This window comes from Sphingomonas elodea ATCC 31461 (assembly GCF_000226955.1).
Lineage (GTDB): Bacteria > Pseudomonadota > Alphaproteobacteria > Sphingomonadales > Sphingomonadaceae > Sphingomonas > Sphingomonas elodea.
Genome location: NZ_AGFU01000004.1, coordinates 1 through 20,628 on the forward strand (window position 1 = coordinate 1; position 20,628 = coordinate 20,628).

Consider the following 20,628-nt stretch of genomic DNA (forward strand, 5'->3'; position numbering starts at 1 on the left):
ACAACAACACCCGGTCTCTGGTCCCGGCTGGATGAAAACCGGGGAGCACGTCAACCGAGGTCGCCCCGGTGCGCGTCAATATTCGTCGACGCGCAGGATAGTCAGCACGCGACAGGTCGCGGCGGGATCAGCCGGATTGTCCGAGATGCAATCCATCTCCCAATCGTAATAGTCGATCTTCCAGTCGCAGCGGACACCCTGCCAATCGAAGTCACCGAACGACCGCTCTCCATCCGGGTTGTTGTCTTCGGTGAAGGCATCATAACCCGACACCAGGCCCATAAGCTCGGCCTGCTTGGCAACCGACGTGGAAGGGTCGGCGTCGACCACGGCGAGAATGCCGGCGGTCATCACGACGATGTTCGGCGCCGGGTTGGGGATACCCTCCGCATGACCAAGCGGAGCTGCGCAGCAGCGGAGACGGCCCGGCCCTTCACAGGGGGGGGCAGGAACAGGCCCCCTGACGCGCGCAGCGCCAACAAAGAACAGCACCCTCGAAGCCGAGTGAGCGGCGCGGCAGTGCGCCAGCGGCCGCCGTGACCCCCGCTCGGATCGAGCGTGCGCACGCGGCGCGATGAATAGCTGCGCACCCTGTTGGTGCGGAAAACCGGCGAAGCCGGGGCGGAGCAGCCGACAGTGTACGCTCCGCTCGGCGCGTTCTGCTGGGCCACCATCCAAGAAAATATAACAAGATAAAGATAGGACTATGACGAATGTACCAACCATGGATTACAAATGTACTACATTTCCCGGTATGTTATCGAATAATCTATCAATCCGCTCTGTTCAAAATGAAACTTTTTACATAGAATTGCAGGTTCCGAAGTCCTGACTGAGCGAAGCAAGCAACTTCGGCCGGATTTGCCTCCAGAGCTCTCCCTAATGCTTGCGGGGCGAAAAACTATAATTCTTCAAGGACACGCGACAGATGCGGCAAAAATTGGTGGCAGAATCCTTCGGTACATTCTGGTTGGTCTTCGGCGGATGCGGCGCAGCAGTGCTGGCTGCAGCGTTTCCCACGCTCGGCATCGGCTTCGCTGGCGTCTCGCTGGCGTTTGGATTGACCGTGTTGACCATGGCTTATGCTGTGGGCGGAATCTCTGGCGGCCACTTCAATCCCGCCGTTACGCTCGGCCTTGCTGTGGCAGGTCGTTTCGATTGGCGCGATCTGCTGCCCTATTGGGTGGCTCAAGTTTTCGGATCGGTAGTGGCGGCGGCCGCGCTCTACGCGATCGCCAGCGGGAGACCAGGCTTCATTGCCGGCGGCTTCGCGTCGAACGGCTTTGGCGACTTGTCACCTGGGCACTATTCCCTGCTCGCAGCAGCCTTGATTGAGGTGACCCTCACCGCCGGATTTCTGGTGGTCATTCTGGGTTCCACCTCGCGCCTCGTACCTGCTGGTTTCGCTCCGATTGCGATCGGCTTGGCGCTGACCCTCATTCACCTGATCTCGATCCCGGTCACCAACACCTCGGTTAACCCGGCGCGTTCGACCGGGGTCGCGCTCTATGCGCAGACCGGCGCGCTGTTCCAACTGTGGCTATTCTGGGCTGCTCCGCTAGCAGGAGCCACCATCGGCGGGCTGATCTGGCGGAAGGTACTGGCGCAGGCCGAATAACTCCTCAGTGAACCGCACAGGTCCAAGCGTCGCGCTGCGCGCGCCGTCACGCCGCTGGCCAAGCCAGCGGCGTGGATCAATCGCCGCAGCCGCTCGGGCTGCGTCTATTATTTCGCGTCGGACAAGAGGCCGGTGGGGAATCCACCGGCCAAGAGTTCAAGCTGCCTGATCGAACTCGACCGGAGCCTCGTCCGACCCGGGATACTGTTCAACTTCGTCACCGTCCTCGATCTCCACGGGAAGGGAAGGGGCCAGCTCGGTTGCCATGAAGTCGGGGAGCCAGTTGACTGCTTCAGCCAGGTCGTTGGCATCAAGGCCGAGCAACTTCGCATCAGCCGTGTCGCAGTTGGCAACACGGGCACAGAAGGCGGCGGTTTCGCTGCTCTTCAAGCCTTTGGCTCGATCCCCTAAACCCCATTGGGTCAACAGGGCCACCCGCGCCTTGTGCGAGAAGGTGGCAAAAAATGCCTCGTCCAGCTCGATGGCGTCGCGCCAGCTCCCGAAACCGGGCTCGGCTTCGATATAGTTCGTCAGCTCCCGAACCATGCGCGGGGTGCGGCCATCGGAATAGACCGAGGTGGCGGCGGCCACGACTTCCTTGGTGGTCAGCCAAGGTCCGGCACCAGTTGCGGCGCGAAGGCGTAGCAATTGCCAAGTGCACGGTGGAACGGCTGATGTCGGCCATGGGCCTGGCAGGTGTGCGGCGGAGCAAGAAAACTGTCACCACGCTCAGCAACCCGAAGGCGCCGTGCCCGCTGGACAAGGTCAACCGCGAGTTCCGCGTCAACCGGCCTAATGCCCTTTGGGTGGTCGACTTCACCTACGTCCATACCTGGGCAGGGTTTGTCTACGTGGCCTTCGTGATCGATGCCTATGCCCGCCGGATCGTTGGCTGGAAGGTCGATAATTCGGCTACCGCCGGCTTCGTGGTCGATGCTCTGGAGCAGGCGATCCATGCTCACAGGCCCAGTCCCGATGACGGACTGATCCACCATAGCGACAGGGGCGTTCAATACCTCGCCATGAACTACACCCAGCGCCTCGCCGAGGCCAACCTCGTGCCGTCGGTCGGCAGCGTCGGCGACGGTTACGACAACGCTTTGGCCGAGACGATCAACGGCCTCTACAAGGCCGAGGTCCTCTGGCGGCAGCGGTCATGGCCCAGCGCGTCGACCGTGGAAATGGCAACCCTGCGCTGGGTCGACTGGTTCAACCACCACCGCCTCTTCGGTCCTATCGGGCATATTCCGCCTGCTGAGGCCGAGGCCAACTACTATGCAGCCATCGACACCCTCGATATGGTTGCATGACTCAAATGAAATCGCCTCCGGAAAACCCGGGGACGCTTCAAATCATGCTCCAGGAAGTACCAAAATGGTTCGTGGGGCGAGGGTTCGTGTCCGTGTTTCGGACCGAAATTTTTGGTGGGCCACGAGTGGGCCACGGCATTTTGGAGATTCGAAAAGTGGCGGTTTTCTGGGGTTTCTGGAGGTGGATGTGAGTCCGGCCAGGGTACTAGTACATATTGAGAACATCGTGGAAACCTTCGGAAAACTGGGATAAAATCGCTGTTTACAGTCCGGTGGTTTCTCATTTCGTTCCGCTAAGGCTCACGAAAACTGGGCCACGAATCGATGGACCACGGGCCTCGCAGGAGTCGTGGCCCACCATGCTAGCCGTCGTTGAAATCCGTGCGCTCAAGCCCCGCGATTGCCCGTTCCGAGCTCTCGGATGGCTGTGACCCGGTCGAGGCCAAACGGTTGAAGCGCCTCGAGGCAGCGCGCTCGGTTAAGACCAACTTCGGGCTGGTTGCCGGCCGAACATATCGAGAAGAGGGAGCGCGAGGGGAAATCGGCCGCTACGCTCACGCGTGTCGAACGAATGGCGCACCACGAAAACGGAGGTTCGTCTGTGGTCCTCAAATTTGCGCGGTCTGATGCCCGATACGTATGTACTCTGTGGGAACGCTGTCTGTTTTTCGAGTGCTCGAGACGAAGAGCGTCGAGATGTTCTTGCTTCAGATCGGAGGACGCGTTCTACACCGCTGTGGCAATGATGTAGCTCCCAACGGTAACCACCACGGCAGCGAAGCCGCGTTCAAGCACGCCCTTGCGAGCACCGAGCATGTTACCCAGCGAAATGCCCGCCAGCGTCCCGCCAACTCCGCCGATGATCAGCATCGCCGCTACGCTCCAGTCGACCAGACCGGACAGGGCGTAGGAGGTCGCCGTCGTGACGCCGAGCGCGCTGACCACGACCAGCGATGTGCCGATCGCGAAGGGGAGGGGCATCGCCGTCGCGAGGATCAGCCCGGGCACGATCAGAAATCCGCCGCCGATCCCGAAGAAGCCGGCCGCCAGCCCGACGGCGAGGCCCATCGGTACAAGTCGGGGCAGCAGCGTCGCGGCGCTGCTGCGGGTGAGGCGCACGTCGGGCGCCTCGGTTGCGCGGCGCTTGCGTAGCATGGACAGGCCGACCCCGATCATCAGCAGCCCGAACAGGACAAGCAGCCGCTTGCCGTCGAACGCCTTGCCGAGTTCGGCGCCCAAGGCCGCGCCGATCATGCCCGAGACTGCGAAGACGCCGGCGCATCGCCATTTCACGCGTCCGGCCCGGGCATGGCCGAGAAGGCTGGCGAGCGCGCTGACCGTGACGGCAACGGCAGCGGTGCCGATCGCAGCGTGCGGCGATCCGATGCCGACGACGTAAACCAGCAGCGGTACGGCGAGGATGGATCCTCCCCCGCCGACCAGGCCGAGGACCAGACCGATCACGCCTCCCGAGGCGAGCGTGGCGAGAAGCGTGGCGGTGTCCATGTGCGCCTCAAGCGCCTGCGCGCCGATTCCATGGCATCAACCGCAACAGGTTTGCCATCCCGCACCAGCCGGTACCGCCGGCGAACATCAGCCCTGCGCCGACAAAGGCCGACAGGCCGATGAATCCCGGGGCGACGAAGAGGCTGAGCAGCACCCCGGCCAGCACCAGCGCGCCTGCCGTGATCTGCACCTGCCGCATGATCTCGATCGGTTGCGAAGGGTCGGCGATCACGGGATGGCCTGCCGTCCGCCATGCATCGATGCCGCCTGCGAGGACATAGGACGGTGCGTCTCCTGCCGCCGCGCGTAGCTGCGCCCCATTCGCCGCGGTGCGCATGCCGGAACGGCAGTGGAAGATGACCTGGCGCCCGTCACGGGGCAGTTCGGCGATCCGCTCGAGCGGGAGGTTCAACGCGCCGGGGATACGCGCGCGTGCATGTTCGTCGGTACCGCGGATGTCGACCAGTCGCGCGCCGGCTTCGATCGCGGCGCGGGTGTCGGCGGGGGAAAGGGGGGTAAGCGTCATCGCATCAATCCTTGCAGTAGAGCTGGTACAGGGTGGCGAGCAGCGTTTCGACGCGCGGGTCGGCGATGGCGTACCAGAGCGTCTGGCTCTCGCGCCGATAGGTAACGAGGCCCTCGTCGCGCATCTTGGCGAGGTGCTGCGAACAGGCAGATTGCGACAGCCCCACCTCGCGGGCGAGATCGCCGACCGTCCTCTCGCCATGCTCGACGAGCTTGCACAGCAGCATCAGTCGCCGCGCGTTGCCGATCGCCTTCAGCATGTCGGCAACCTGGCCGGCCTTTGTCTCGAAGGTTGCCAGGTCCATCAGTGGTTTCAGCACTATGCGATCTCCATTAGCGCTTGCTTATGTAGCATCCTCTAATATATTAGCAAGTGCTAACGGAGGAAATGATGGCGCAGCCCTGCATCGAAGCGTTTTTCGACCATGCCACCAACACGATCAGCTACCTCGTCGGCGACCCCGCCACGCGCGTTGCCGCGGTGATCGACCCGGTGCTCGACTTCGATCCGGCGAGCGGCATCGCCGATACGCGCTCGGCCGAGGCGATCCTTGCCTTCGCACGCGATCATGGCTGGCGGATCGAGATGGTGCTGGAGACGCATGCCCATGCCGACCACCTGTCGGCCGCGCCATTTTTCGCGGCGCAGACCGGGGCCTGGGTCGGCATCGGCGTGCATATCCGCGACGTGCAGAAGATCTTCCGTCCGGTCTTCGCGATGGACGATCTGAAGACCGACGGTTCGGATTTCGACCGGCTGTTCGAGGACGGTGATCGCTTCGCAATCGGCACGCTGGCGGTGGAGGTGCTGCACGTGCCCGGCCACACGCCCGCCGATCTGGCCTACCGGATCGGCGATGTCGTCTTCGTCGGCGACACGCTGTTCATGCCGGATTATGGCACCGCGCGCGCCGACTTTCCTGGCGGCGATGCGCGCACGCTATACCGCTCGATCCGTCGCCTGCTCGCGCTTCCCGACGCCACTAGACTGTTCCTGTGCCACGACTACAAGGCGCCCGGACGCGACGACTATCGCTGGGAGACGACGGTTGGCGAACAGCGCCGATCAAGCGTCCATATCCATGACGGTGTACGCGAGGACACGTTCGTGGCGATGCGCGAGCAGCGCGATGCCGGGCTGCCGGTGCCCAAGCTGTTGCTGCCCTCGATCCAGGTCAACATCCGCGCCGGGCATTTCCACCAGGCCGAGGCAAATGGCGTCACCTATCTGCGCATCCCGGTGAAGTGGAAGTCCAAGGAAAGCCCGGTGGCCTAAGTATCGTCTGAGGGGACCACCTCGATGATCGTGTCACCGGGCTGGAGCGACCGTGCCTCGGCTTGCCAGAAGCCGTAACGCTGGCCGCCGCGATACAGGCGCAGGCCTGCGCCGGTGGTGATGGCGGACAGCGGCGATCCGATCTCGCTCGCCGCCACCGCGCGTTCGCGGAGCGAGACGGCGCCGTGCAGCCCGGCCAGGTCCATCATATATTCGGCCAAGTGCGGGCCGGTCGTCGATCCCGCCAGCAGCAATCCGGCGAAGCTTGCCGGATTGATCACGGTGGTGGCGCCGGCCTGCACGGCCAGGGCTTCATTGTCTTCCGATCGGATGACGACGCTGATCGGAAGGTTCGGCGCCAGGCGCCGCGCGGTCAGCACGATCAGGATCGAGGTGTCGTCCCGACCGGCCGCCACGATCATCGCGCTGGCCTTGGCCACCTTGACGGCATCGAGCGTGGCGTTGCGGCTGGCATCGCCCTCCAGCACCATCACGCCTTCCGCTTCGGCGCGCGCCACCGCATCGGCATGGGGATCGATCACCACAATGGCGTCGTGCGGCTTGCCCCGGCGGAGCAACTCGGCCACCGCCTCCGTACCGCTCGTCCCATGCCCCGCCACGATGACATGGCCGTCCAGATCGCGCTGCAGGTTTCGCATCCGCCACTTCTCCCAGACCCCGCGCAGCACGAAATCATAGGCCGTGCCGAGAAAAATCAGCCAGACGAACAGCCGCACCGGGGTTACGACGAACGTATCGAACATCCGCGCCCGGTCCGTCACCGGCACGATGTCCCCATAGCCCACCGTCGTCACGGTGATCATCGTGAAATAGACGACGTCGACGAAACTGACCTTGCCGTCGGTGTTGTCGCGCAGCCCGTCCCGATCCACCCAGTGACCGGCAAGCGCAATTCCGATCAGTGCAAGTGCCAGCGCCATCCGCCAGCCCAGCGACACCCAGACGGGCGTACGCCCACGATGGCGCAGGACGGGCGCTTCTCCGATCCGTCGACGAGGATCGCGCCGGGCCATCGTCCGGGGGTTTAGCGTGATGCCGGACGCGGAAGCAACCGCAGCGATGCGGTGCTTTTTCGACTGTTACGGAACATTGCTGCCGAGGATTCGCTTGGGGTCTGAACCTGTTGCCTTCGCAGGCCGAACGGTTGCGCCGTGGCCGTCCTGCGCTCTCGGGAGAGCCCATGATGTCCGACGCCCGCACCATCACTCGCGCCTTTTTCAGCGATCCGCCCCACCCGACGTGGACCGGGCGCGCGGTCGGTGCGGTGCTGGCGTTGATCGGGCTGGTGCTGGCGATCGGCGGCGCCTGGTTGGCGGTGCTCGGCGGCTCGCTCTACTACCTCGTCACCGGCGTCGCGATGGTGGGGGCAGGGGTGTTGCTGGTGCGCGGGCGGACGCTTGGCGGCTGGCTCTATCTCGCGATCGTCGTCCTCACTTTCCTCTGGGCCTGGTGGGAGGTCGGTGCCAATGCCTGGGCGCAGGTGCCGCGGATTATCGCGCTGGTCGTGCTGCTGGTGGCGGTGCTCGCGGCGATGGCGACGATGCGCGTCCGACGTGAGCGGTGGCGGTTCGCGCTGGCAGGCGTGCTGGCCGCGGTGGCGATCACCGGCGTGGACCTTGCGGTGGCCGCCAACGGTCAGCCCGACTGGGTGCAGGCTGCGCTCCCCGCGCCGGGCACCCAGGGCATGGCCGATCCGTCAGGCCAGCAGACCGGCGCCGACTGGCCGAGCTATGGCGGTACGGGTAGCGCCCGGCGCTGTTCCCCGCTCGCGCAGATGAACGCGTCCAATGTCGGCAGCCTCAAGCGCGCCTGGCTGATCCACACCGGCGACATGCCCAGCTCGCCCAGGATCGCTGGGCGCCTTCGGGCGTGATCCAGGGCTTCGACGCGCGCACCGGCAAGCTGCGCTGGGCGTGGGACATGATGCACCCGGAGTGGAACGGCTATCCGCCCGCAGGCCAGGAATGGGCGCGCGGCACGCCGAACATGTGGACCATGGCCAGCGGTGACGAGCAGCTCGGTCTGGTCTACCTGCCGATGGGCAATGCGGCGGCGGACTATTATTCGAGCCTGCGTCGCCCGGAAGAGAACCAGTTCGCCACCTCGCTGGTCGCGCTGGACGTGACCACCGGCAAGCCGCGCTGGCGCTTCCAGGCGGTTCGCAAGGATGTGTGGGACTACGACTTTGGCGCCCAGGCGACGCTGGTCGAGTACAAGGGCGTCCCGGCGATGGTGCTGCCCTCAAAGCAGGGCGACATCTACATCCTCGACCGCCGCACCGGTCGCCCGCTGATCCCGGTGGGCGAGATCAAGGCGCCGCAGATCGGCGTCGAGCCGCAGCAGCGCGCGGCCACCCAGCCGGTGTCGCTCTGGCATACGCTGCGCCAGCCCGACCTGACCGAGCGCGACATGTGGGGCATGTCGCCGATCGATCAGATAGTGTGCCGCATCCAGTTCCGCCGGGCGAGCTACAAGGGCTTCTTTACGCCCCCCGAGGCGGACCGACACTCGATCGAATATCCTGGGTACAATGGCGGCACCGACTGGGGCGGCATCGCGGTCGACCCGCAGCGCGGCGTGATCGTCGCCAATTACAACGACATGCTCAACTATGTCCGGCTGGTTCCACGCGCCGAGGCGAACCAGCGGGGATGGCAACCGCGCGACCAGGCCCGCGGCAAGATCGGCGGGGCGGAAGGCGCAGGCGATCCCCAGGCGCACACCCCCTATGCGATCGACGTCAACGCCGGCTGGCAGCTGCCCTTCACCGGCATGCTCTGCAAGCAGCCCCCCTATGGCGGCATCCGCGCGATCGACATGGCGACGAGCAAGACGATCTGGGACCGCCCGCTGGGCGAGGCGCGCACTAACGGGCCGTTCGGCATCCCCTCGATGCTGCCGATCCCCATCGGTACGCCCAACAATGGGGGATCGGTGGTGACCGTGGGCGTGCTGATCTTCTTCATCCACCACGTGCCGCAGCGCATCCACATCAACAGCGTGATCGAGGATATCGGTCGCCGCCTGCAGCACGAAGTGGACCGCCGCTTCCCGAGCGTGATCGGTACCGCCGACCCCGATGCCGCCGAGACGGAAGCGAGCGATCGCCTGGAGCCGGACGGCAGCCCGCGCGCGGTCGGGGCGCGGGGCACCGGCTATATCCAGCTGATCGACGAGGATCTGCTGATGCGGACCGCTACGGATTCCGATCTGGTGTGCCGCATCCGCTACCGCCCGGGCGATTTCGTGCATGAAGGCCGCACGCTGCTGGAACTGTGGCCGGCCGAGCGGTGCGACGATGCGTGCATAGGCCAACTGCAAGGCGCATTCGCGCTCGGCGCCCAGCGTACGGCGCTACAGGACCTGCGCTTTCTGATCGACGAACTTGTCGAGACTGCCGACCGGGCGCTCTCTCCCGGCATCAATGATCCCTTCACCGCGGTCACGTGCATGGACTGGCTCGGGGCGGCGCGCGCGGTGCGGGCAACGATCCTCGTTGGCGACGAATGACCATTGCTGGGCGACGAACCGAGCCATCTCGCCCTGCAATCCTGAGCTTCCGACGGTAAGCCGTTTGGAAAGGAGGGCTATTTGCCACGTATCGATACTGTCGTCCGCTTCGGCGCGCACGTTGCGCCGGTCGTCCTGCTCGCCGCCTGTGTTCCTGCCGCACCCCCTGTCCCTTTGAAGGCACCACCGCCGCCCACTGCACGCCCGACGCTGGTCGGGCCGCCGATCGACGCAACCTCCGCGACACCAAGGCCCAAGCGGTCCGACGAGCCGCCGGCCGCCTTGCTCAACGCGGTGCAGGCCCTCGGCGCCGGGTTCCAGGGGCAGGTTGCGATCTCGGTACGGGATGTCGATCGTGGCTGGATGGTCGCATGGAACGGTGACCGACCGCATCCGCAGCAGAGCGTCAGCAAGCTGTGGGTGGCGATCGCCGTGTTCGACGCGATCGATCATGCTCGGCTGTCGTTCGCCACGCCGGTGACGGTGACCCGCAGCGACCTTACCGTCTTCCACCAACCGATCCGCGCGCTCATTGGACCGAACGGCTATCGCACTACGGTCGGCGCGCTGCTCGAATGCGCGCTGACCCGCAGCGACAATACCTGCAACGACGTACTGCTGTGGAAGGTCGGCGGTCCTGCCGCCATACGCCGGATGCTGAAAGAGAAGGGCATCGACGGGGTCGGCTTCGGCCCCGGCGAGCGTGAGCTGCAAGCCAAGACCGCCGGTCTGGTCTGGCGCAAGGAATGGGCGGGAGGCTGGGGCTTCCTCCAGGCGCGCGCGGCCATGCCTGCGGCCGATCGCCGCAAGGCGCTCGATCGCTATCTGGCCGCGCCCTATGACGGCGCGACCGCCAATGGCATCACGCTGGGCCTGTCGCTGCTAGCGCAGGACAAACTGCTCAGCCATGGCTCTACCGATCGGCTTTTCCGGATCATGCTCGCGAGCAAGACCGGCCCGTTGCGGCTGAAGTCCGGCCTGCAGCCCGGCTGGAAGATGGCGCACAAGACCGGCACCGGGCAGGAACTCGGCAATCTCGCCACCGGCTATAACGATGTCGGCCTGCTTACGGCACCCGACGGGCATCGCTATGCGGTGGCGGTGATGATCGCGAGCACGCGCCAGTCGATCCCGGTGCGAATGCGGCTAATGGGTGACGTCACCCGCGCGGTGATCCGCACGGCGGAATGAGGCGCGTCTTCGCGTTCCGGGTGGAAATCGCCTAACCTGCGTTCAACGAACAGAAAAAGGGACGAGGATCGCCTTGGACGACGCCATCGAAGCAACGGATCATCGTGCCCGCATGCGCGAGCGCCTGTTGCATCTGGCCCTGTACCGCTGGTGGCGCCAGTTGCTCGTCGCGCCGATCGACCACGAGGCGGTGGTCGCCCGGATCGTCGAGGACAGCGGTTGGTCCGGCCGCTTCGCCTTCATGACGAGGATGTCCGCCGGCATCGCGGTGCCAGGGCGATCCTGATCCTCGTCTTCGTCGCGATGGCGATCCCGCTCGGCATCTCGCTCAACCGCATCGGTCGCGAGGCGGTGGCGGTCACCCAGGCGCCGACGCGCTGGCGGCACAGCGCGGGCTACTGGACGGTGGCGATCGTACCGCCGCAGGGGCCGCTGCCGGAGATCGGGTTCGCGGACAATGTCGATACCCTCGACGCGCGGGCGACCGAGGCCGTCGCTGCGTCGATCTGGGCGGCGAGGCGCTGGAACATCGGTGCGCTCGGCGTGCCGGGTCTGCCCAAGGGCAGCGCGCCAGCGAAACCCAACCTCACGCGGCGACGCGCGCTCGCCATTGCCGAGCAACTGCGCCGTGCCGGTCTCGTGGCAAGCGCAGCCCCGCCTGCCGGGCAACGCTTTGCGCTCGTGCCCGCGTCGGTTCTGCCCTAGGGATTTTCACCCGCTCAGCCGCAACAGGAGTGCCCGCGTTGAACGACATCGGTCTTCCCGAACTCGGCACGTTGCTGATCGTCGCGTCGCTGGTGGCGATGATCTCGCGGCGGATCGGGCTGCCCTATACGGCCGGGCTGGTGCTGGCCGGGATCGCGCTCGCGTTCCTGCCGGTGGGTGCCAACCTGCCGCTGTCGCGCGAGCTGATCTTCAACATATTCCTGCCGCCGTTGATCTTCGAGGCGGCGTTGCAGCTGCGTTGGCAGCGGTTCCGCGAGGAGCTGCCGCTCACCATCGTGCTGGCGTTCCTTGGCGTCGCGATTTCCGCGCTGCTGGTCACCGTCGGCATGCACTGGCTGCTCGGCTGGAGCTGGCTGGGCGCAGCCTTCTTCGGCGTGCTGATCGCCGCGACCGATCCCGTCTCGGTGATCGCGGCCTTCAAGGAGATGAAGGCCGAACCGCGACTGAGTATGGTGGTGGAGTCGGAAAGCCTGCTCAACGACGGCGTTGCCGCGGTGGGGTTCGCGATCCTGATCGCGGTTGCCGAGGGCGGCGGGCTCAGCGTCGGTAGCGTCGCGACGTCGCTGCTCTGGACGGTGCTGGGCGGCGTGGTGATCGGCGGCGCGATCGCTTTCGTGGTGCTGACGGTGGCGGGGCGAACCGAGGACCACCTCGTCGAGGTGACGCTGACCACGGTGATCGCCTGGGCAAGCTTTCTGCTCGCCGAGCATGTCCATGCCTCCGGCGTGTTCGCCGCGCTCGCTGCCGGGATCATCGTCGGCGCGATCGGCCCGCGCGGCTCGATCTCGGTTGCCGGGCGCCAGCATGTCCAGGATTTCTGGGCCTATGCCGCCTTCCTCGCCAATTCCTGCCTGTTCCTGCTGATCGGCAGCCACGAGGCGCACCAGCCGATCGCAATGGTGAGCGGTGCGCTCGTCGCGGGGATCCTGCTGACGCTGCTCGGCCGCGCGGCGGCGGTCTATCCGCTGGCGGCGCTGTTCGCCCGCACTCGGCTGCGGTTGCCGGCTACCTACCAGCACGTCCTTGTCTGGGGCGGGCTGCGCGGGGCGGTGGGGCTCGCGCTGGCGCTGGCGGTGCCGGCGAACGTCGCTGAGCGCGGCGCGATCGTCGTGGTCACCTTCGGCGTGGTCGCCTTCTCGATCTTCGCTCAGGGACTCACCATGCCGCCGCTGCTCCGCCGGTGGAAGCTTACCGGCGCGGAGGATGCGGAGCATTGAATCACGGGCCGATGTCGATGGCGTCGGCTTGGGTCCTGGTGCGCGAACCGTCATCGAAGCCGAGCGCCCGCGCGACCGAGCCGTTCCAGTCATAGGGATCGGTGCGGACCGTCACCCGGCCGATCTCGTCGACAAAGGCGTTCTGGTAGAGCAGCCGCACGGGGATGCGTACCGGGAGGGCCACGAAGATCTGTTCACCGCTGGCGCTCGCCGCCTGCCAGCGATCGGCCACGCCTTCGTCCTCGGCGAGCAGTTGCGCGAAGCCCAGCGCGTCGTCCACACGCACGCAGCCATGGCTGAGATGCCGCTGGCTGCGCTCGAACAGGCCCGGCGCGCTGGTATCGTGGAGGTAGATCGCCTGGTCGTTGATCATGTCGAACTTGACCATTCCCAGCGCATTGTCCGGCCCCGGCTGCTGGACGATATAGCCGCCCCGGCGCACCATGTTGTGGCTGGCGAGATAGTCGGGGCCGACATGCGCCAGCTCGGTGTTCTCGATCGATTTGGGGATCGTCCAGGTCGGGTTGGCGACCAGGCGATAGATGGGGGACGACAGGAGCGGCGTTTCCCGGCCCGGCTTTCCGACGATGACCTTGCGGCTGTCGACCGGCACGCCGTCGCGATAGTAAGTGAGGCGCGCAGCGGCGATGTTGACGTCGATGCGCGTCGCCGGCGGGTTGCGGGCCAGCCAGCGCAGACGCTCGAGCGCCACGGCGAGCGTACGGGCGCGGTCGGCGGGGCGGATCAGGCCGTTTGCTGCGATTGGGGGGGCGGAGCCGTTGCCGAGGCGTTGCTCGGCCACCGCGGCGCGATAGGCCTCGGAAAGGCGGCGATAGTCTGCGTGCTGCGGGGCGAGGCCGGCAAGCCAGGCGGGCAGGTCGCCGCGGTCGAGCGCGGTGGCAAGCCCTACGACGATGTCAGCGTCGGGGCGGGGCAGCGTATAGACGGCGTGCAGCGTGGCCGGATCCACCACGCCCATGGCCAGCGCGCGGGCATAGCGGAGCGCGGCGCGCGTGCGTGCGACATCCAGCGCCTCGGGACTTGCGGCAGGCTCGACGGAAGACGGGAAGAACAGCCGATCCAGCCCATGATTGGCACGGTGCGCGATCGCATCTTCGAGGGCGCGCGCGGTCGCGTCGGTCCAAACGAGGCGCCACTGTGCCCGATCATAGAAGCGCTGGAGCTCGGGCTCGGTTGCGAGCGACCGGAGCGCAGCCTGCGCCTGCCCCGCGGACATGAGAACAGCGGCACCCTGGCGAACGACAGCGGCGGCGGCGGGAGGTGCAACGGACAGGAGAAGGGGGGCTGCAACCATGCAGCGAAACCGAAGGTTTGAAACAGTCATGTCCTTGCAAACGCACCCGCGCCGCCGATCGGTCCATCGTGCCTGTGCCCCGCTTTGGCGGGTGGGTCGCGGATGACCCCGGCGATCCTCAGTGCCGCCGTCTTGCTGGGCGCGCTGGTATTGTTCGTATCCGAGCGCGTCCGGCACGATCTGGTGGCGCGGCAGGCGAAGCGGCCGCCTGCCGCGACGCTGATGCCGCTCGCCTTCGCCACCATCCTGGGCGGCATGACCACGCTGATCGGGACGCCCGCCAACCTCATCCTGTCCTCGGTGCGCGCCAAGGAACTGGGCACGGGCTTCGGCTTCTTTCAGATGGCGCCGGTGGGGGTGGCGGTGTCCGCGGTGGGGTTGCTGTACCTCGTGCTGGTCGGTTGGCGGCTGCTGCCGGTGGGGCAGGGGATGGACCGACCGGTGCGGCCGCCCTGGCGGGTCTATGAGCTTACCGCACCGGCTGCCGTGTCGCTCGCCGGTCTGCTTCCGCGCCTGCGGACGGCAGCGGTGTGGCTGCTTGCCGTCTTCCGGGAGGGGCATCGGATCCGGCCGGAAACCGGTCTGGAGGCCGGAGACCGCCTGCTGGTGGTGTCGCGCCGCCAGCAATAGATCGCTGCGGAGGCCACCGGGCTACGGTCCGACATCGAGGAAGCGGAGGGCGACAGCGTTACAGCGCGTGTCGTCGTCGCCCATGGTTCGTTCCTCATCGGCCTCAGTCACGAGGCGATCCGGATCCGCAGCAACGACACGCTTACCGTTGTCGCCGTGGGGCCGCGCGCTGCGCGGCGGCGCGCGCCGCTCGCTTCGCTCCGTATCGAGGCGGGCGATCAACTGTTCGTGTGCGGCCGCCCGGCGGATCTCGCGCGCTTCGTCGGCACTGCGCGACTGCTCGAGGTCGACCGGGTCGATCGCCTGCCCGTCGCCCGTAGGCAGGCGGCGCCGATCCTGATGATTTTCATCGCCGCGATCGTCTCGATCGTCGGGTTCGGGGCGCCGCCAGCGCTCGCCTTTCTTGCCGCTGCCGTCGTGCTGGTCGCGACGCGGCTGATGGGAGCTGACGACGTGTACCAGGCGATCGACTGGAGCGTGATCGTGCTGCTCGCGGCAATGATACCCGTCGGCCACAGCTTCGAGACGAGCGGCGCTGCCGCCATCGCCGCCGAATGGCTGGGTGCTACGCTCGCCGGCCTGCCACCCGTCGCGGTGATCGCCGCCTTGTGCGGCATGACCCTCTTGTTGTCGATCTTCCTCAACAACGTCGCGACCGCGATTATCATGGGGCCGCTCGCCATCGATGCCGCGCGGGTGCTGGGCATCGGACCCGACGCCGCGCTATTGGCGGTGCGGATCGGCACCTCGGCAGATTTTCTCACACCCATCGGCCACCAGAACAACCTGCTCGTGATGGGGCCGGGCGGGTATCGCTTCACCGATTATGCGCGCATGGGCGCCGCCTGCAGCGCGCCGAGCCCGCCCGCCACCAGCAGCAGCGTCGCCGCCCCCATCACCAGCACGATCACGATGATCTTGGCGGTCAGCGTGTCGGGAAGTGCGTAGATATAGGACGGCCCTGCGGTCATCTGCGAGACGCCGAAGCCCAGCGATGTCGCGACGCCGAACACCGTGCCGCACACCGCGAAGATGTCGATCGCGTCGCCCAGCGGCCCTTGGATGCGCTTGCCGAGAATCGGCGCCAGCCCCGAGCGCAGGGTAAGCGGCAGATCCTTGCGATAGGTGAAATAGGCAAGGCTCAGCCCGACGAGCGCGTAGATCGCCCAGGCATGGACGCCATAATGGTGGAAGGTGATCGCCATTGCCTCCCGCGCCGCGTCGATCGTGCCGCTCTTCGCCTCGGGGGGCGAGATGTAGGGCTGGATCGGCTCGGCGACGGCAAAATACATCAGCCCGATGGCCATTCCGGCCGCGAACAGCATCGCCAGCCAGGAAAGATAGGGGAAGTCCGGCTCGGCATCGTCCGGCCCGAGCTTGAGCTTGCCCGCCGGACCGAAGCCGAGCGCGAGGACGATGACGAGGAACACCGCGACCGCGGCGATGTAGAACCAGCCGAACGTGTCGATGGTCCAGGCCTGCGCCGCCTTGAAGGCAAGGTCGGCGCTGCCGGGCATCGCGATGGTGACGCCGAGCAACGCCAGAATGAGCGCCGAGGCGCCCCAGAACACGCGGGGGTTGATTGCACTTTTCAGCATACTTGCACGGCTGAACGCCCATCGGGCGAAAAGGTGGCCGCGACTGCCTTCGCGCGCCACCCGGGGGCTCAGTGCGGCGCCAGCCCCAGTTCGACGCCGGTCTTGTCGTGGAGTGCGAAGCGATCGACGAGGTCTGCGCTCGCATGGTTATAGCCGACCACCTCGACGGCACGGCCGTCGCGACGGAGCCGCCCATGCCGCCGAACAGGGCCGCGACGATGTTCGCGCCGCCTTGGCCCGCGCACTCCCGGCGCTTGTCGCTGTCCGTATCGATCATGTCGTCCACGATCTGCGCGGTGAGCAGCGATTCCAGCAGTCCCACCGCCGCCATGGTGAGCGCATAGGGCAGGATGATCCACAGCGTCTCCAGGGGCAGCGGGACGTGCGGCAGGGCGAAACTCGGCAAGCCCTGCGGCAGCTGATAACCGAGCGCGAGACGAACTGCATGACCAGATCGCGCCGCAGCACGCCCGCGACGATCTGGATCACGCCCATCAGGATCGTCGCGGCGAAGAGGTATTCGACTCCGTGTTCGCGCACGAGCGGCCCGACGAGGACGGCGACTGCTGCCGTTGCGGCCGAGATCATGCCGGGACGCCCCCCGACGAGGGATATGGTCATCGCGATCGCGACGGAAGCGTAGAGCCCCACGCGCGGGTCGACCCCGGCGATGATGGAAAAGCCGATCGCTTCGGGGATCAGCGCCAGGGCGACGACGATGCTGGCCAGCACGTCCCGGCGAGCCTTGATGCCGTCAGTAAACCACTGGCGGCGGTACGCGGTAAAATCGAGGGTCATTGAAAATCCACAACAGGGCACGCGGCGCCGAGCAGCGCCGACAGGATTGGTGCGTGTTGTTGTCCGGCGGGTAGGCGGCCGGAATAGCCACCCGGAATTTCACCGGGTCCTTGCGAATGTGTGGCGCAGAGATGCTTGGCAGGATCGACGCAACATGCTTGCGCCACGAGGACTCCTGCGACGGCGGCGCGGGGGCAAGTCTCTGGGAATCCATGCAAGTGATCGACGAAGCCCGCGATCAACGTCGCGAGGGCTTCGGGTGCTTCCAGCGGGGACAGATGCCCCGTATCCGGCAGAATGCGGACCGTCGCGTGCGGGATGCGCGGCAGCAACTCGGCCTCCAGCCTTGCGGGTGTGTCGATGCGATCAAGCGCACCGCTGATGACCAGGGTCGGCACGTCGATCCGGTGTACCAACGCCGTGATGTCTTCCAGGCTCGTCGGGCCAGGCCAAGCCTTCTTCGCCTGCGGCGCACCGCGTGCGCCTCCTTCAGCGGACCACCCGCAGCCTGGCGCTGACGTAGGCCGGGCGCGCCTATTACGATCGCAGCAGGCGGATACTGGACGTGTACGAAGATGCGCGGCGCGAGGCCACCGGCGCGGGGGAGGCGGTCCGCGGCATGCTCCGTGTCGCTACGCCGGTCACCTTCGGCGAGATGCACCTGAGCGGGGCCGTCGGACGCTATATCGCCCGCCATCCGTAAGTGCGCCTTCTGATTGACGCCGACGCATAAGAAAGGGCCGGGATCGCTCCCGGCCCTTTCCTTGTTGGGCGGATACCCCGGGAAGGGGATCAGAAGAAGACGCGCGCCGATGCAGAGACGGTGCGCCCGTAGAGTGGCCGGCTCATCACCACGCCCGATGCCGGCAGCGATCCTTCCGAAATGGCGGTGATTGCCCGCGTGTTCAGCAGATTGCTGGCATTCATCGAGAGCTCGAACTTGTCCGCCGGGCGGACCTGCGCGAACAGGCCGACAGTGGTGTAGCCCGGCATCCGCAGCTGGTTCACATCTTGCGTGAAGCTGGCGGTGGTGCCGATAAAGGCCGCGCCGATCGTGAAGCGATCGGTGTCGTATTGCGGCGTCAGGCCGTAGATCAGCTTGGGCTGGTTGCGCGGGGTGTTACCCACCAGCGCCGGATTCTCCGCGCGGCGGATTTCGGCTTCGGTATAGGTGGCGTGTGCCATCACGCTAAACGGCCCACGCCGGAAGCCGCCTTCGAATTCCAGGCCATAGGCCTTGTAGGCGCGCGTCACCGCACTCAGTTCCAGCAGGCCGGTCGCAGGATTGGTTGCGATCTGTGAGTTGGTGTCGTCGGTCAGCGCGTGGAAGCCGGTGAGGTTCAGCACGAGACCGTTGTTGCGGTACTTAAGACCGATTTCCGCCTGGCGCACGCTGTCGTCGCCAGCCGCCGGATTGACCAGCGCGCCGGTGACGGTGCTCACCGCGGGCGTGAACAGGATCTTGTCCGCCCCCGCGCGGCCGCCCAGGCTGTAGCGCGCGAAGATGGCGAAGGATTCCGCCATGCGATAGTTCACGCTCGCCGAATAGGACAGGTAATCATGGTGGTAGTTGACCGGATAGGTCGCGCCCATCGTCGGCGCCGCCACCAGCCGTTCGGGTGCCGAAATCGTGCCGTCGGCGTTGATGTCGAACGTGCGCACGCCGCTGTCGTTCATGATGTTGCCGCGCGCGCGGCTATTGTCCCAGCGCACCGAGGCGCCTACCGCGATCTTGCCCTTGGCGAAGTTGACCGATGCGAAGGGTGCGGTCGTCTGATAGGTTAGGTTGGTGTATTTGGAATTGCCCGGCGTGCCCGGACCGCCATAGTTGCGATAGCCGTCCTGGGTGACGAGCGCCCCGGCGTTGTTGCGCAGGTTCAGCGCAACCGACTGGCCGTCGCCCACTGCATCCTGGAAGAAGGTGGCGAAGCCGATTTCCGAATCATATTGCTGGCTGGAGCGATAGAGCCCGGCCGTGGTGGTAAGGCTGCCGCCGCCGACCGCCCATACGCGGCTGATGCGCAGATCGTTGGTCATGTTGCTCACGTCCGGCGCGTACATGTCCGAGAAGAAGGACAGGACGGCCAGGCCGTTGCCGCCCGTGGCGTTGAAGGCCTGGCCCGCGCGCGGCCCGGCGGCATAGCTGAACGCGGCGCCTGCGCCGCCGAAGCGGGTGGCGAACTGCGCCGCCGGCGCTGCCGAGGATACCACCATCGTGGTGTTGGCGACCGACTGGTGCGCGTAGCGGAAGCGCTCGGTGATCGTCCATTCGCCCAGGCTGAACTGGCCTTCGAAGCCGATCGCCTTCGCCTTCGCGTCCACGCCATCGCTCAGCGCGCGGCGACGCACCGCACCGGTCGCGCGCAGCGTTGCGGAGAGCGGCAGGTTGGGCGACAGCAGCGAATTGGTGCGGCTGCTCAGGCCCTGCGGATCGGCATAGGAAGGATCGTCGTTGGTGCCGGTGACGAGCATCGGCATGCCGACATAGGCCGGCGTGGTATCGTCGAGCAGCTTGCCATAGACGCGGATATAGCCGCCATCGAACTGCCTGGTGACGTTCAGCTTCACCTGGCCGCCCCGGAACGCGTTCATGCCGCTGTCGCGCGGCCCTTCGCCTTCGCGATAGAAGCCGCCGATGTGAAAGCGCCAGCCGCCGCCCAGCTGGCCGCCATAATCGAAATCGGTGCGATAGCTTTCAAAGTCGACGCCGACCGTCGCCATCACCGATCCGCCCTGCACCTCGCCGGTCTTGGAAATCAGGTTGATGACGCCGCCCGGCGCGTTCGAGGCGAAAGTGGAGGCCGATCCGCCGCGGATTGATTCCACCTGCCCGACATTGAAGTCGGCACGGATGAAGAGATCGGGCGTCAGGCGCATCAAGTCGCCGAACTCCATCACTGGCAGGCCGTCCTCCTGCAGCTGGATATACTTGCTGGCGCCGTTGACCATCGGCAGGCCGCGCACGGTGTAATTGTTCTGCGATTCGCCGGCGGATGCTTCCACGCGGACGCCAGGGATATAGCGGAACAGTTCGGCCAACGAACGCGGCGCAAGGCGCACGATGTCGTTTTCCTTGATCGAACTGGTCGAGGTGGGGCTGTTCAACCGATCGCGGCCCCGCGCCACGCCGGTTGTGACGATATCGCCATCATCGACGGTGCGGCTGGCTTCCCACGCGGTCGGCGGCGGCGCATCCTGCGCAGCAGCCGGCGCCGCGATCATGCAGAAAGCACCAGCTGCGGCCGATATGCTCGCTAAAAACCTGTTGTCATGATCATTCATGTTTCGGTTCCGTATAATCCCTTAACAGTAACTTTTTACCGAAACATTCTTGAAGATTGGTTATTTCACTGAATACGCAGCCAGTATGTGCCTTGTTATTCAGAT

20 protein-coding genes, 3 pseudogenes and 1 other annotated feature are annotated in these 20,628 nt (G+C 66.1%); of the genes and pseudogenes, 12 read left to right on the top strand and 11 right to left on the bottom strand.

The genetic code is table 11. The annotated features are described in order from the left end of the window. Positions 1-75 precede the first annotated feature (75 nt). Positions 76-351, bottom strand: a complete 276-nt coding sequence (locus KK7_RS22775) for a DUF3768 domain-containing protein (RefSeq protein ID WP_010542882.1) — start codon at positions 349-351, stop codon at positions 76-78. A gap of 577 nt (positions 352-928) precedes the next feature. Here KK7_RS22775 and aqpZ point away from each other — a divergent pair. After that, complete coding sequence (gene aqpZ, locus KK7_RS0101505) at positions 929-1,618, top strand: aquaporin Z (protein WP_010542883.1); 690 nt, start codon at positions 929-931, stop codon at positions 1,616-1,618. Between the two features lie 156 nt (positions 1,619-1,774). Here the strand turns inward: aqpZ and KK7_RS0101510 are convergent, their stop codons facing one another. After that, positions 1,775-2,266: a hypothetical protein gene (locus tag KK7_RS0101510; protein ID WP_202798657.1), complete on the bottom strand. Its 492-nt coding sequence runs from the start codon at positions 2,264-2,266 to the stop codon at positions 1,775-1,777. Here KK7_RS0101510 and KK7_RS19885 point away from each other — a divergent pair. After that, a pseudogene (locus KK7_RS19885) lies at positions 2,230-2,928 on the top strand (IS3 family transposase); the annotation flags it as partial. The gene KK7_RS0101510 and the pseudogene KK7_RS19885 overlap by 37 nt on opposite strands. A gap of 726 nt (positions 2,929-3,654) precedes the next feature. Here the strand turns inward: KK7_RS19885 and KK7_RS0101520 are convergent. Genes KK7_RS0101520 through KK7_RS0101530 form a run of 3 tightly spaced genes read right to left on the bottom strand, consistent with a single transcriptional unit; the run spans position 3,655 to position 5,264 of the window. Further along, complete coding sequence (locus tag KK7_RS0101520; RefSeq protein ID WP_010542886.1) at positions 3,655-4,434, bottom strand: sulfite exporter TauE/SafE family protein; 780 nt, start codon at positions 4,432-4,434, stop codon at positions 3,655-3,657. Positions 4,435-4,441: 7 nt separating this feature from the next. Next, a complete protein-coding gene (locus KK7_RS0101525; protein ID WP_010542887.1) occupies positions 4,442-4,960 on the bottom strand; it encodes a rhodanese family protein in 519 nt (172 codons plus the stop codon). 4 nt (positions 4,961-4,964) lie between these two features. Then, positions 4,965-5,264, bottom strand: coding sequence for an ArsR/SmtB family transcription factor (locus KK7_RS0101530; protein ID WP_010542888.1), 300 nt, complete (start codon positions 5,262-5,264; stop codon positions 4,965-4,967). 86 nt (positions 5,265-5,350) lie between these two features. On the opposite strand from KK7_RS0101530, the gene KK7_RS0101535 reads away from it, so the two are divergent. After that, entirely contained in the window at positions 5,351-6,235 is an 885-nt protein-coding gene (locus KK7_RS0101535) for an MBL fold metallo-hydrolase (protein WP_010542889.1), read from the top strand. Here KK7_RS0101535 and KK7_RS0101540 read toward each other — a convergent pair. Next, positions 6,232-7,269 (bottom strand): potassium channel family protein, encoded by a 1,038-nt coding sequence (locus tag KK7_RS0101540; RefSeq protein WP_040597345.1) that lies wholly within the window; start codon positions 7,267-7,269, stop codon positions 6,232-6,234. The two genes, KK7_RS0101535 and KK7_RS0101540, sit on opposite strands and share 4 nt — an antisense overlap. 167 nt (positions 7,270-7,436) lie before the next feature. On the opposite strand from KK7_RS0101540, the gene KK7_RS23290 reads away from it, so the two are divergent. The 6 genes from KK7_RS23290 to KK7_RS0101565 all read left to right on the top strand — a co-directional run bounded on the left by KK7_RS23290 (position 7,437) and on the right by KK7_RS0101565 (position 12,900). Further along, positions 7,437-8,129: a hypothetical protein gene (locus tag KK7_RS23290; protein ID WP_051121198.1), complete on the top strand. Its 693-nt coding sequence runs from the start codon at positions 7,437-7,439 to the stop codon at positions 8,127-8,129. Next, positions 8,126-9,766, top strand: coding sequence for a DUF2254 family protein (locus tag KK7_RS23295; RefSeq protein WP_051121200.1), 1,641 nt, complete (start codon positions 8,126-8,128; stop codon positions 9,764-9,766). Before KK7_RS23290 ends, KK7_RS23295 begins: the two co-directional genes overlap by 4 nt. Before the next feature lie 210 nt (positions 9,767-9,976). After that, positions 9,977-10,957, top strand: coding sequence for a serine hydrolase (locus KK7_RS0101550; RefSeq protein ID WP_083836022.1), 981 nt, complete (start codon positions 9,977-9,979; stop codon positions 10,955-10,957). A 73-nt stretch (positions 10,958-11,030) separates the two neighbouring features. After that, entirely contained in the window at positions 11,031-11,243 is a 213-nt protein-coding gene (locus tag KK7_RS0101555; RefSeq protein WP_010542892.1) for a hypothetical protein, read from the top strand. Continuing rightward, positions 11,177-11,662 carry a hypothetical protein gene (locus KK7_RS0101560; protein WP_138983899.1) on the top strand — a complete coding sequence of 162 codons (486 nt, stop codon included), beginning with the start codon at positions 11,177-11,179 and terminating at the stop codon, positions 11,660-11,662. The genes KK7_RS0101555 and KK7_RS0101560 overlap by 67 nt, the downstream gene beginning before the upstream one ends. 29 nt (positions 11,663-11,691) lie before the next feature. Beyond that, positions 11,692-12,900, top strand: coding sequence for a cation:proton antiporter (locus KK7_RS0101565; protein ID WP_237709109.1), 1,209 nt, complete (start codon positions 11,692-11,694; stop codon positions 12,898-12,900). Position 12,901: 1 nt separating this feature from the next. Here the strand turns inward: KK7_RS0101565 and KK7_RS0101570 are convergent, their stop codons facing one another. Further along, positions 12,902-14,137, bottom strand: coding sequence for a L,D-transpeptidase family protein (locus tag KK7_RS0101570; RefSeq protein ID WP_010542895.1), 1,236 nt, complete (start codon positions 14,135-14,137; stop codon positions 12,902-12,904). Positions 14,138-14,317: 180 nt separating this feature from the next. On the opposite strand from KK7_RS0101570, the gene KK7_RS23205 reads away from it, so the two are divergent. Then, on the top strand, positions 14,318-14,845 hold the full coding sequence (locus KK7_RS23205) for an SLC13 family permease (RefSeq protein ID WP_010542896.1): 528 nt from the start codon (positions 14,318-14,320) through the stop codon (positions 14,843-14,845). A gap of 228 nt (positions 14,846-15,073) precedes the next feature. Then, a pseudogene (locus KK7_RS23300) lies at positions 15,074-15,658 on the top strand (SLC13 family permease); the annotation flags it as partial. A gap of 11 nt (positions 15,659-15,669) precedes the next feature. Here KK7_RS23300 and KK7_RS19900 read toward each other — a convergent pair. The 3 genes and pseudogenes from KK7_RS19900 to KK7_RS23110 form a co-directional block, all read right to left on the bottom strand. Further along, complete coding sequence (locus KK7_RS19900; protein WP_010542898.1) at positions 15,670-16,443, bottom strand: BCCT family transporter; 774 nt, start codon at positions 16,441-16,443, stop codon at positions 15,670-15,672. A gap of 187 nt (positions 16,444-16,630) precedes the next feature. After that, positions 16,631-17,241, bottom strand: a pseudogene (locus KK7_RS19905) (SulP family inorganic anion transporter); the annotation flags it as partial. Then, on the bottom strand, positions 17,238-17,657 hold the full coding sequence (locus KK7_RS23110) for an alpha/beta fold hydrolase (RefSeq protein ID WP_162097244.1): 420 nt from the start codon (positions 17,655-17,657) through the stop codon (positions 17,238-17,240). The pseudogene KK7_RS19905 and the gene KK7_RS23110, both read right to left, overlap by 4 nt. Beyond that, positions 17,299-17,354 (bottom strand) — a sequence feature (sul1 is cis-regulatory element that is thought to sense ions involved in sulfur or methionine metabolism; They are found in Alphaproteobacteria). Its footprint overlaps the gene before it by 56 nt. Positions 17,658-17,806: 149 nt before the next feature. Between KK7_RS23110 and KK7_RS22780 the strand changes: the two genes are divergently transcribed. Then, positions 17,807-17,944 carry a hypothetical protein gene (locus KK7_RS22780; RefSeq protein WP_010542899.1) on the top strand — a complete coding sequence of 46 codons (138 nt, stop codon included), beginning with the start codon at positions 17,807-17,809 and terminating at the stop codon, positions 17,942-17,944. An 89-nt stretch (positions 17,945-18,033) separates the two neighbouring features. Here KK7_RS22780 and KK7_RS0101610 read toward each other — a convergent pair whose 3' ends face one another. Continuing rightward, positions 18,034-20,463, bottom strand: a complete 2,430-nt coding sequence (locus KK7_RS0101610) for a TonB-dependent receptor domain-containing protein (protein WP_010542900.1) — start codon at positions 20,461-20,463, stop codon at positions 18,034-18,036. Positions 20,464-20,628 lie beyond the last annotated feature (165 nt).